The organism is Luteibacter aegosomatis, from assembly GCF_023078455.1.
GTDB lineage: Bacteria > Pseudomonadota > Gammaproteobacteria > Xanthomonadales > Rhodanobacteraceae > Luteibacter > Luteibacter aegosomatis.
In genome coordinates this window covers 1369793-1382011 of sequence record NZ_CP095740.1, presented here as the reverse complement: position 1 = coordinate 1382011, position 12219 = coordinate 1369793, and the positions used below count along the sequence as shown (strand labels likewise).

Sequence of the window (12219 nt, the reverse complement as noted above, 5' to 3'; positions counted from 1 at the left end):
GCGTCAGCGCGGCAGCGGCGGCGTGCGGGCCGGTTGGTCGTGGGTCTTCTGCTGGGTGGCGAGCGAATCCTTCGCCAGTTCGGCGATGCCGGCCAGCGAGCCGAGGATGCCCGTGGCCTCCATCGGCAGCAGCAACGTCTTCTGGTTGGGCGACTTGGCCATCTCGACCAGTGCCTCGACGTATTTGGTCGCGACGAAATAGTTGAGCGCGTTGACGTCACCGCCCGCGATGGCCTGCGAGACCATGGTGGTGGCCTTCGCTTCGGCCTCGGCAAGGCGCTCGCGCGCCTCGGCCTCGCGGAAGGCCGCCTCCTTCTTGCCCTCGGCCTCGAGGATGGCCGATTGCTTCTCGCCGTCGGCCTTGAGGATCGCGGCCTGGCGGAAACCTTCGGCGTCGAGGATGTTGGCGCGCTTCTCGCGCTCGGCCTTCATCTGCCGCGCCATCGCGTCGACGAGGTCGCGCGGCGGCGAGATGTCCTTGATCTCGATGCGGGTGACCTTGACGCCCCAGGGATGGGTGGCCTCGTCGACCACGCCGAGCAGCTTCGCGTTGATGGCGTCGCGCTGGCTGAGGCTTTCGTCGAGATCCATCGAACCGAGCACGGTGCGGATGTTGGTCATGATGAGGGCCAGCGCGGCCATCTCGAGGTTGGCCACCTCGTAGGCCGCCTTGGCGGCGTCGAGCACCTGGTAGAACACCACGCCGTCGACCTTGACCACGGCGTTGTCCTTGGTGATGACGTCCTGCGAGGGGACGTCGAGCACTTGCTCCATCATGTTCATCTTGCGACCGATGGCATAGACGAACGGGATGAGAAAATGCAGGCCCGGCGTGAGCGTGCCGGTGTACTTGCCGAACATCTCCACCGTCCATTCGTAGCCCTGCGGCACGATGCGGATCAGCTTGGAGATGACGACGACCGCGACCACCACGATCACGAGCGCGACGATGCTTCCCATGAGCCCTTGCTCCCTCTCCCGTTGGATGTGCGGGGAGTATAGGGCGAACCGCGTCAGGGCGGCCCGGAAGGCAGCAGCATCGACACGCGCAGACCGCCACCCTCGCGATTGGACAGGGAGATGCGGCCACCGTGGGCTTCGGAAATTTCTCGGGCCAGCGCCAGGCCCAGGCCCGTGCCCGACCGCTTGGTGGAATAGAACGGCAACAGCGCCTGGGCCAGCACCGTGTCGCTCATGCCCGGCCCCCGGTCTTCCACGAGGATGAGCGTCTCGCGTCCCGGCATGCGCACGGCCAGAGTCACCTCGGAAGCTTCCCCGCCGGCTTCGTGGGCGTTCTTGATGAGGTTGATCAGCACCTGCTCGACCTGGGTCGGGTCGAACCATCCGGGTTGGTCGGGCAGCGCCCCGTCGAGCCGGAACGTCGCGTGCAGGGCAAGGCCGTCGAGGAACGGCTTCCACGGCACGAGGCGGCTCTGCGGCGTGGGCAGCTTGGCGAAGCTGGCGTAGCCGGAAATGAAACCGTGCAGGTGCCTGGCACGGTCGCCGATGGAGGCGAACACGCCGGGCAGGCGTTCGAGATCGCCGCGGCGGGCCAGTTCGGCACCCGAATGCGACAGGGACGAGATCGGCGCCAGCGAATTGTTGAGTTCGTGGCTGATCACGCGGATCACGCGCTTCCAGGTATGCACCTCCTGGCGCGATAGCTCGCGGGTCATCCGCCGGTAAAGCCGCAGACGATGGGGCCGTCCCTGCAGGCGGAACCCGCGCTGGGACAGGTGGAAGGTTTCCTCGCTGCCCTCCAGCTCCACCGTGAACAGGGCATCCTCCTCCGCCGCCGCCGCGGCACGCAGCGTCTCGGGCATGCTCGCCACCACATCGTCGAAATCGAGGCCCGCGAGCGTGCGCCCCTCGTTGAACAGGTGCCGCGCGGCGATGTTCGCGTAGGTCACCTTGCCCACGGGGTCGGTGAGGATCAGCGCCACCGGCGTGTTCTGTACCACCGTGTCGAGCAGCAGCTCGCGCTGGGCCAGGTTCTGCCGCTGTTCGCGCAGGATCGTGCCGAGCTGGTTGTGCATGCGGATCAGGTCGCCCAGTTCGTCCTCCCGCTCGGTACCGATCGACATGCTGTAGTCGCCGTCGCGATAGCTCGCCACCGCGCTTTCCAGCGCGCGCAGGATGCGGCGCACGGGCTCGACGAGCACGTGGGCCATCCACGCCGCCAGCGGCAGCAGCACCAGCAGGCAGATGATGATCGCCGTGCCCGTGTCGAAGTGTTCCAGCGCCACCGGCGTCGGCGCCCTTCCCTTCACCGTGGGCCCGGCGCGCAGCCAGGCCACCGCTTGCGGAAACGGCCAGACGGTGATGCCGGCGAACACCAGCGCGCCGACGATCGCCGAACCGGCGACCACCAGCGTCATGCGGCCTTCCAGGGAGAATCGCTTCATCCGCGCGGCCCTGTCAGACCGCCAGCCCGTAGCGCTCCATGCGGCGATACAAGGCCTGTCGCGACAGGCCGAGCTGGCTGGCCGCCCGGCTCACCACGCCGCCCGCCGAGGCCAGCGCCGCCTCGACCGATTCGCGGCTGGGTTCGTCGAGATTGCGCGTGGCGGCGGGCATCGCCACCGGAAGGTTGAGATGGGCTACCTCGATGCGGCCGTCGCCGGCGAGAAGCGCCGCGCGCGCCATCGCGTTCTTCAGTTCGCGCACGTTGCCAGGCCAGTTGTGCGCCTGGAGCGCGTCGCGCGCCTCTTCGGTCAGGCGCGCCTTGCCGTCGAGGAAGAACTCGGCCAGCGGCAGGATGTCGTCGACGCGCTCGGACAGCGGCGGCAGGTTCACCTCGATGACGTTGAGGCGGTAGTAGAGGTCTTCACGGAACGTGCCGGCCGCGATCATCGCCTTGAGGTCGGCATTGGTCGCGCTCACCACGCGGACTTTCACGCTGCGCGTGCGGCCCGATCCCAGCCGTTCGAATTGCCCGGTTTCCAGCACGCGCAGCAGCTTCATCTGGCCTGGCAGCGGCAGGTTGCCGATTTCGTCGAGGAAGAGCGTGCCGCCGTCGGCAAGCTCGAAACGCCCCTCGCGCGCCTTGTTGGCGCCCGTGTAGGCACCGGCGTCCGCACCGAACAGTTCCGCCTCGATCAGCTCGCCCGGCAGCGCGCCGCAATTGACCGCGACGAACGGGCCACGCCGCACCGACGAATTGGCGTGCACGATCGACGCGATGCGTTCCTTGCCCGCCCCGTTGGGCCCGGTGATGAGCACGGGCACGTCGGCCTTGGCGACCTGCCCGGCCAGTTCCACCGTTCGGCTCATGGCCTCGGAGGTGAACACCAGGCCGTCGAGGTCGTACTTGCTCTCCAGGGCCGCGCGGCGGCGCTGGCGCTCCACGCGGGCCCGGGTGACTTCGCGCGTGGATTCGGACAGCTCCAGCAGGTTCTCCACGGTGGCCAGCAGCTTGGCGTCGTCCCAGGGCTTGCCAAGGTAGTCGGCCGCGCCGGCCTTGACCAGTTCCACGGCGGTTTCCAGATGGGTCCAGGCCGTGAGCAGGATCACAGGCAGGTCCGCGTGGCGGGCGCGGATCGCACGGAACAAGGCGACGCCTTCTTCGCCCGAGGTGGTATCGGCGGTGAAGTTCATGTCCTGGATCACCACGTCGACCCGTTCGCGCAGCAGCATCGCCAGGCCGTCCTCGGGCGTCAGTGCCACGAGCGGCCGGATGTCGCGCAGGCTGAGCGCCAGCGACAGGGCTTCACCCACCGCGGGGTTGTCGTCGATGATCAGTACGGTTTGCATCTTGTCCCTTCGCATGGAGCCATGGATGCACGCCACGGCCAAAAGGTTGCATGGGCGTTTTCGGCCCCCACTGGGATTCTATCCGCGAGTCGCCTCGACGGGTGGGACCGCCGCCGCGCGCAGCGCGGGCGCCAGCACGGCGACCTGGCCGAGCAGCCACAGGCTCAGCGCTCCCACCGGCAGGTAATACGACGGCAGGCGCGGCAGTTCGTACTGGTACATCAGCAGCAGGTTGATGCCGTAGGCGAGCACCATGCCCAGGGCGATGCCCATGCCCGCGAGCAGGAAGTTCTCGACCTGGAAGTAATGCAGCACGTCGCGGCGCGTGGCGCCCAGCGCGCGACGCACACCGATCTGCCGCCGGCGCTGCCCCACCCAGAAACTGGCCAGGCCCACGATACCCAGGGCCGTCACCGCCAGCATGGTCACGCAGACGCCGATCAACAGGCCCGCCAAGGCACGATCGGACGAGAAATACGCCGCGCGCACCTCGGCATAGGTTTTCTTGTCGGTGATGACGCGACGCGGCTGGAGGTTCCTGAGCGTTTCGCTCGCTTCGCGCAGCGCGGCGGCGGCGCGGCCGGGACGGGCACGGATCGCGTAGCTCGCGCCGTAGATCGGCAACATGCGTATGGGCGACACGATCGCCTCCTGCACGTTGTGCCGATCGGGATCGCCGGCCCGGGCCAACCCCTTCAGCACACCCACGATGCGGCACGCCTGTCCGCCGAGGTACAACGACTGGCCCAAGGCGGAACGCCCCGGAAACAAGCGGCGAGCCAACGCCTCGGTCACCAGCAGGACGGGGATCATCTCGGTGCGCCGGGCGTCCAGGTCGTCCGCCCAACGGTATTCGTCCTCGCGGAAGAACCGACCCTCGGCCAGGGTCGCGCCGAGGAGTTCGGGGACGCCCTCGCCCATGTATTGGGCGATGGATGCCACGGGCTCTTTCTGGTCCGCCGACATTCGCACGGACGTCTGCCACGAGAGCGGCCCGAACGGTACGGAATTGGTCGTGGTCGCCGCTTCCACGTCGGGAAGCTCGCGCAGCGCGGCGAGGTCGGCAAGATTGCGCGCCTGCACCCCGTCGTGGTGCTCGATGTCGGTGACGGTGAGCATCGCGATGCGGTCTTCGTCGATGCCGCTGGGCGTGCGCATCCAGTCCAGCCGGTCGGCCACCACGAACAGCGCGTTGCAGACGATCGCGCAGGTCAGCGCGATCTGGATCACGAGCAACGCAGCCGTGGCCTTGTGCCTGCCGAGCGAGGCGAGTATCGGGGCGATGTCCATGCGCATGGTCACTGGCTCTTCAATTGCAGGCCCGGCGGCAGACGGCTGGCGCGCCACGCGGGAAACAGCCCGGCCAACAACGTGGCCGTGATCGAAAGGACGAAGGTGGTCGCGAGCATCGACAGGTCCAGCCGCGCGAGCTGCGCGTAGTGATCGGGCCGCGTGCGTACCAGGGCCAGCCCGGCCAGGGCAAGCACGAGGCCCAGCAGGCCACCCGCCAGGCCGATGATGCCCGCCTCGGTCAGCATCTGCGCGAACACGCTGCCACGCGACGCGCCCAGTGCACGACGCACGCCGATTTCCATTCCGCGACGCATGAACTTCGCGAGCATCAGGCCCACCGTATTCGCCAGGCACACCAGGAGGAAGCCGAAGGCCAGCCAGACCTGCAGGTGCAGGTCGCCCGGTACCACGTGCCGCTCGTCCAGATAAGCCATCAGACCGGTGAGTTCGGCGGGCCGGTTCCGACGAAAGCGACCCGCGCTGAATTGCTCATGGACATATCCGTCGAGAAACCTCCCGTAGGCCGCCACGTCGGACGCCGAGTCCAGGCGCACCCAGAACTGCAGCCAGGTGCATTCGGCGGTTTCCATCAGGTTCTCGGTGGTGCTGCCCTTGCCCCAGCATTCGATGCCGCCGCCGCGCGGAAGCAGTGCGGCGCGGGCCGTGCTCAGCGGCAGGTAGACGTCTTCGCCACCCGCGAAGTGCCCCATGTAGAGGTCGTAGAAATGCGGCACGGGTCGCCAGGGCGCCAGCACGCCGATCACCCGGAGCGGCACGCCGCCGACGCGCACCGTGCGGCCGACGGCGTTGTCGCCATGGAAGAGCCGCTCTTCGAGCGCGCTGCTGATCACCGCGACGCGCGCCCTGGCTTCGTCGTCGGCGGCGCTCCAGCCGGCGCCGCGAAGGAAAGGCACGTCGAAGAGGTCGAAGAACCCCATGCTGGTGTAGCGCGCGGTCGCGATGAAGGGCTCGATGTTCCCGGCATCCGGCTCGATGGCCACCTGCCCGCCCAGCATGAGCGCCTGCTGTCGCGCGCGTCCGGCGCGAAGGAGGTTGTTGCCATCGAGCCACGTGACCTGCACAGGCATCGCGGTGGACGCGGACGCCGTCGAATCGTCACGCGGATCGATGCGCGGCAGGTAGATCGAACCGCTGCGTTCCGGCAACGGATCGCCGGATACGACGTGCAGCACCGTCAACGTGACCATGCTGGTGCCTATCCCCAAGGCGACCGCCGCGATCATCAGCGCGGTCAGCGCCCTGCTGCGCTTCAGGCTGCGCACGGCCAGTTCGAGGTAATAGGCGAACATCGATGGATTCTTTCGATCGGATCAGCCGCGCGTGGCCACGACCGGCGGCACCGACGCCGCGCGCAACGCGGGCGACAGCACGGCCAGTTGGCCCAGCACCCATAGCGTCACCGCGCCTGCCGCGATGTATCCCACGGGCAGGCGCGGCAGTTCGTCATGCCACATCAGGAACAGGCTGATGCCATAGGCCAGCACGACGCCCAGCGCGATGCCGAAGGTGGCGAGCAGGAAGTTCTCGGTCTGGAAATAACGCAGGATGTCGACGCGCCGCGCACCCAGCGCGCGGCGCACGCCGATGTGGCGACGGCGCTGCGCCACCCAGAAACTCGCCAGGCCCACGATGCCCAGGGCGGTGATCACCAGCAAGGCCACGCAGGTGGCGACGAGCCACGCCGTGGTAGCCAGATCGGCGGCGAAGAATTTCGCCCGTTGATCTTCCAACGTGGTCTTGCGCGTGACGATGCGATGCGGATCGAGTTCGCGCAACGTGGTCTCCGCTGCCTTCATCACCGCGTCGCGCCGGGCGGGGTCGGTCCGAAGCACGAACACGGACCCGAAGTTCGATCCGGGACTGACCCGCGTGGGAGTGATCGCCGAATCGTCGAGCCGGCTGGTGGACCAGCGCTGCGATGTGATCAGCCGCCGTACCACGCCCACCACGCGCACCGTGCCGGATGTGCGGAGCGTCTTACCCAGCGGATCTTCTCCAGGAAACAGGCGCCGCGCGAGACCTTCGGTGAGGATGACGCTGGTGGGCTCCGAGCCGGGTACGCCGGCGACCTCATCGCTGTCCCAGTGGTATTCGCCGGGAAGGAAGTCGCGCCCCTCGACCAGTTCCAGCCCCAGCGCATGGATGAGCCCTTCGCCCATGTAGAGCGATACGACGGCGGACGGCTCCTTCTGCCCTTCCCTGAGGTCGAACGAGATGAACCTGCCGCCGCCGTCGAAGGGCAGCTGGTTGACCATCGCCGCCGCACGCACGCCGGGAAGCGCGCGCAAGGCCGCCAGGTCGGCCAGCGAACGAGCGCGCACGTCGCCGCTGGCGCCGATGCCGGCTGTCGCCAACGAGACCAGTTCGTTCTCCGCCGCACCACTCGTCGCATGCAGGCGATCGAGGCGCAATCCGATCAGGAAAACGGCGTTGCAGACGATTGCGAAGGTAAGCGCGATCTCGAGCACGAGCAGCGCCGACGTGACGCGGTGACGTCGGAGCGCCGAGAGAATGGGACGGATGTCCATGTCGTCAGGAGCTCTTCAATTGCAGCGCCGGCGCGATGCGGCAGGCTCGCCACGCCGGCAACCACCCCGCGAGGACGGTGCTGGCGACGGCGAGCACGAACGTCAGTCCCAGCATCGTCAGGTCCATGTGCGCCAGCGCGGCGTAGCGGTCGGGCTGCATGCGCACCAGCCACAAGCCACCCAGCGCAAGCAGAAGCCCGCCGATGCCGCCGGCCAGCCCGACGATGGCGGCCTCGACCAGCAGTTGCGCCATGATCGCGCCGCGCGACGCGCCGAGGGCGCGCCTCACGCTCACCTCGTTCGAGCGCCGCAGGAACCTGGCCAGCATCAGGCCCACGGTATTGACCAGGCACACCACCAGGAAGGCGCTCGCAAGCCACGCCTGCAGCTTCACGTCGCCAGGCACCACGGCCTTGTAATCGAGCCACTGGGGCACGTCGAGGAGGCGCACGTTGGGCGGCCTCTGGAAACGGCCGGCGTCGTGTTGCTGGCGTGAATAGGCCACGAGGAATTCGCGGTACGCGTCGCGCTTCGCCGGCGAATCCAGTTCCACCCAGTATTGCAACCAAGCGCACGATGACCGTTCGAGATCGGCATCGTTCGAGTTCGAGCTGTCCCAGCAAGACGTCGACCCCGAGTGGGCCGCCTGCAGGTCGCGCGACGTGGTCAACGGCATGAAGACCTGCTCGGCGTCGCCGAACGAACCGGCATCGAGATCGTGGAAGTGGGGCTTGGGCGCCCAGTCGTCCACGACCCCCTGCACGCGCAGGTCGGCACCGGCCACCTGCAAGGCGCGACCGGTGCTGTCCACGCCGCCGAACAGTTTCTGGTTGAGGCTGCGGGTGATCACCACCAGGCGCGCGCGTCCGTCGTCATCGGCTTGGCTCCATGGGCCGCCGTAGACGAAGTGCAGCCCGAACATCCCGAACAGATCGGCGGTGGTGTAGCGCGCGGGCGTATAGAACTCCGCCCCCGATGCGTCCGGCGGCTGCACCGCCACGTTGCCCCCGCTCATCAGGGCCTGCCGATCGGCCTGGCGGGCATGCAGCAGGTTCATGCCGTCGATCCATGACACCTGGTCGAGCGGATCGCTGCCCGGCACGTAGCCGGCGATTTCCTCCGGGTCGACCGTGGCGCGGAAGACTCGATCGCTACGTCCCGGCAGCGGGTCGCCGGAGAGCACGTGCACGACGGTCAGGGTGGTCATGCACGCGCCGATGCCCAGGGCTACCGCGGTGATCATCAGGGTGGTCAGGCCCTTGCTTCGCCTCAGGCTCAGCAGGGCCATGTCCAGGTAATACGCGAACATCCCGTCACGCTCCTTCGGATCAGACGCTGCGCGTGGCTTCCACGGGAGACACGCGCGAGGCCTTCATGGCCGGGGCGAGCACCGCGAGCTGGCCCAGCGCGAGCAGGATCGCGACGCCGGCGGCGACGTAGGTGAGCGACAGGCGCTTCATCTCGAAGTGGGTGAACATCCACTGGCTCATGCCCACCGCGAGGATCACGCCGAGCACCACGCCGCCCAGGGCGATCAGGAAGTTCTCGGTGAGGAAGTAGCTCAGGATGTCGCTGCGCTTCGCTCCCAGCGCGCGCCGTACGCCGATCTGCTTGCGGCGCTGGCCCACCCAGAAGCTCGACAGGCCGACGATGCCCGCCGCCGTGATGAGGAGCAGCACGCCGCTGACGATGGTCATCAGGATGGCCATGCCGCGATCGGCCTCGTAGGCCTTGCTGCGCACCATCTCGAAGGTGCGCACGCCGGTCTTGTCGGGCAACACGCGCATGCGGCTGGTCCCGTAGAGCGTGTTGGCGATCGACTTGAACACCGCGTCCTGCTGGCCGGGCTTGGTGCGCACCACGAAGAACTGGTAGGTGCTGTTGAACGTCAGCGGCATGATGGTCACGTTGTCCATGAAGTCGGCATCGATCCAGGGCACGGTCAGCTTGTCGACGATGCCGATGATCGTCGACGGCTTGCCCTTGTAGTAGTAGACGACCTTCCCCAGGGCGTTGCCGTCCGGGAACAGCTTGTCCGCCACCGCCTTGGTCACGATCACCTGGGCGGGCGCGGGCGCTTCTTCGCGCTCGAACGAATGCACCTCGGCGGGCGTGAAGTTGCGCCCGGCGATGAGCCGCACGCCCAGGGTCTTCAGCGTCTGCTCGTCGCCGAAGTACAAGGCGGACGACACGCCTTCGCCCTTGCGGTCTTCGGCCGTCCGCTGGATGCTCGTGGACCAGCCGCCCCGGCGCAAGGGAAACGCGTTGGTCGCATAGGCCGACTCCACGCCGGGCATCGAGCGGATCGCCTGAACGTCGGTCTTTATCTGCGGAACGAACTGGGTGGTCGAGCCGACATAGCGGTTCTGCACCGTGACGACGTTCCTCTCGTCCATGCCGGTGAGCCGGTTCACCCGGTCGATGCGGTCGTGCACGATGAACAGCGCGTTGCAGACGATGGCCAGTGTCAACGCGATCTGCAGGGCGATGAGGATGGTGCCGGCCTTGTGTCGGCGCAGCGCGGCGAGGATGGGTCTGATTTGCATGGCTCTCGTCCTCAGTTCGACTTCAGCTGCCAGGCCGGCTGCACCAGCGAGGCGCGCCACGTGGGATAGAACGCCGCGACCACCGAGGCGACGATGGCGACCACCAGGGTCATCAGCACCAGCATCGGGTCGATCGTCGCCAGGCGGGCGATCCGCTCGGGAAAGACCATTCCCACGCCCAGGATGCCCAGGCCGGTGAGGAGCAGGCCGAGCAGTCCGCCGGCGACGCCGATGGTGCCCGCCTCGATGAGGAACTGCGCGTAGATGTCCTTGCGCGAAGCGCCCAGCGCACGGCGAACGCCGATTTCCGGTGCGCGGCGCATGAACTTGGCCAGCAACAGGCCGATGGTGTTGACCAGGCAGATCACCAGGAACCCCAGCGACACGATCAGCGATACCGTGGACTCGGGCGGCACCACCTTTTGCACCGCCAACCAGTCCATCACGTCGCGAAGGCGCACGTTCGGGGCCCAGTTGAAGCGGCCCGAACGCTGCTGCTCCGCGGCGTAGCCGGTGAGGTATTCGCGGTAGGCACGGGCATCCTCGGCGGTGGGAAGCTCGGTCCACAGCGACAGCCAGATGCATTCCGAATGCAGGTACGTGTCCCAGCCCTCGCCGGGGTCCTTGGGGCAGTTGTTGTTGCCGTTGTTGGGCATCTTCAGGTCCACGGCGCGATTGAACGGCACGTAGAGCGCCGCACCTTCGTCGAAACCGCCGGTGTTGGGCACGTCGAAGAACAGCGGCTGCGGCGCCCAGTCCTCGATCACACCCACGATGCGGAACAGTCGGCCGTCCACGTTCACCTGCTTGCCGACGCTCTGCCCGCCGTCGAACAGCTTGTTGTTGAGCGAGGTGGAAATGACGGCGACGCTGGCGTGCTTTTCGTCGTCGTCCGCCGTCCACGGGCCGCCCTGCACGAAAGGCACGTCGAACATCGGGAAGAAGTCCGCACCGGTCGCATAACCGCCCTCCTGCATCGGCAGGTGCGAGGGATTCTCCGGAATGATGGAGATGCCGATCGGATAGGTGATGGCCTGGCGCTTCGCCTTGTGCGCGCGTTGCAGCGCCGTGGCGTCCAGGTAGCTCAAGGCCGCCGGCGGCTCGCCCTTCTCGGTGTTGTCCGGGCCGAAGTTGTCCACCTGGACGTTGTAGAGCACGTCGGACTTCTGCGGGATCGGATTGCGCGAGGTGGCGCGGAACACCGAATAGGTGGTCATCGACGCCGCCACCCCGAAGCCGATCGCGACCACCATGAGCCCCGTGAGCACGGGATTGCGGCGCAGGCTGCGCAGGCCGAGTTGTAGGTAGTAACTGAACATGGATGCCTCCCCCCGGATGCGATGCGTCAGCCGCGCTGCGCGGTATGGGCGTGCGCGTGGAAGCGCGGTTCTTCGGCGAGGTCGACCACCTGGCCGTCGATCACGTGCACGTTGCGCTGGGCGCGCGTGGCCAGTTCCGGATCGTGGGTGACCATGACGATGGTGGCGCCTTCGCGATGGATCTCTTCGAGCAGTTCCATCACGCCGCGGGCCATCTGCGTATCGAGGTTGCCGGTCGGTTCGTCGGCGAGCAGCAGGCGCGGCGAGCCGGCCAGGGCGCGGGCGATGGCGACGCGCTGCTGCTGGCCGCCGGACAGCTCGGCCGGATAGTGCTTGGCGCGCGAGGCCAGCCCCACGCGCTCGAGCGCGTCCATGATGCGCTGCTTGCGCTCGGCCGCCTTCATGCCGCGATAGCGCAGCGGCACTTCGCAGTTGTCGAACACGTTGAGGTCGGGAATCAGGTTGAAGGCCTGGAAGATGAAGCCGATCTTCTCGTTGCGGATCTTCGAGCGCGCGTTGTCGTTGAGGTTGCTCACCTCCACGCCGTCGAGGTGGTATTCGCCGCCCGTGAAGGTTTCCAGCAACCCGGCGATGGTGAGGAAGGTGGTCTTGCCCGAACCGGACGGGCCGGTGACGGCGACGAACTCGCCTTCCTTCACGTCGATGTTGAAGTCGCGCAGCGCGTAGGTCTCGACCACTTCCGTGCGGTAGACCTTGGCGAGATGGTTCATCTTGAGCATGGCGTGTCCCTCTGGAAAA

General features: G+C 67.5%; 10 protein-coding genes. All 10 read right to left on the bottom strand.

The window, feature by feature from the left end; all coding sequences use genetic code 11:
* Nucleotides 1–3: 3 nt before the first annotated feature.
* Nucleotides 4–960 carry an SPFH domain-containing protein gene (locus L2Y94_RS06340; protein ID WP_247373817.1) on the bottom strand — a complete coding sequence of 319 codons (957 nt, stop codon included), beginning with the start codon at nt 958–960 and terminating at the stop codon, nt 4–6.
* A 53-nt stretch (nt 961–1013) separates the two neighbouring features.
* A complete protein-coding gene (locus tag L2Y94_RS06335; protein WP_247373816.1) occupies nt 1014–2405 on the bottom strand; it encodes a sensor histidine kinase in 1392 nt (463 codons plus the stop codon).
* A gap of 13 nt (nt 2406–2418) precedes the next feature.
* Complete coding sequence (locus tag L2Y94_RS06330; protein ID WP_247373815.1) at nt 2419–3753, bottom strand: sigma-54-dependent transcriptional regulator; 1335 nt, start codon at nt 3751–3753, stop codon at nt 2419–2421.
* A 78-nt stretch (nt 3754–3831) separates the two neighbouring features.
* Nucleotides 3832–5049 carry an ABC transporter permease gene (locus L2Y94_RS06325; protein ID WP_345780018.1) on the bottom strand — a complete coding sequence of 406 codons (1218 nt, stop codon included), beginning with the start codon at nt 5047–5049 and terminating at the stop codon, nt 3832–3834.
* 2 nt (nt 5050–5051) lie between these two features.
* The gene (locus tag L2Y94_RS06320; protein ID WP_247373814.1) at nt 5052–6356 is read right to left on the bottom strand and encodes an ABC transporter permease; all 1305 of its coding nucleotides are present in this window, start codon (nt 6354–6356) and stop codon (nt 5052–5054) included.
* Between the two features lie 21 nt (nt 6357–6377).
* A complete protein-coding gene (locus L2Y94_RS06315) occupies nt 6378–7595 on the bottom strand; it encodes an ABC transporter permease (RefSeq protein WP_247373813.1) in 1218 nt (405 codons plus the stop codon).
* A gap of 4 nt (nt 7596–7599) precedes the next feature.
* Nucleotides 7600–8904 (bottom strand): ABC transporter permease, encoded by a 1305-nt coding sequence (locus L2Y94_RS06310; RefSeq protein ID WP_247373812.1) that lies wholly within the window; start codon nt 8902–8904, stop codon nt 7600–7602.
* Between the two features lie 19 nt (nt 8905–8923).
* The gene (locus L2Y94_RS06305) at nt 8924–10141 is read right to left on the bottom strand and encodes an ABC transporter permease (RefSeq protein WP_247373810.1); all 1218 of its coding nucleotides are present in this window, start codon (nt 10139–10141) and stop codon (nt 8924–8926) included.
* Between the two features lie 11 nt (nt 10142–10152).
* Complete coding sequence (locus tag L2Y94_RS06300; protein WP_247373809.1) at nt 10153–11460, bottom strand: ABC transporter permease; 1308 nt, start codon at nt 11458–11460, stop codon at nt 10153–10155.
* Between the two features lie 26 nt (nt 11461–11486).
* Nucleotides 11487–12200, bottom strand: a complete 714-nt coding sequence (locus L2Y94_RS06295) for an ABC transporter ATP-binding protein (protein WP_247373808.1) — start codon at nt 12198–12200, stop codon at nt 11487–11489.
* Between the last annotated feature and the right edge of the window lie 19 nt (nt 12201–12219).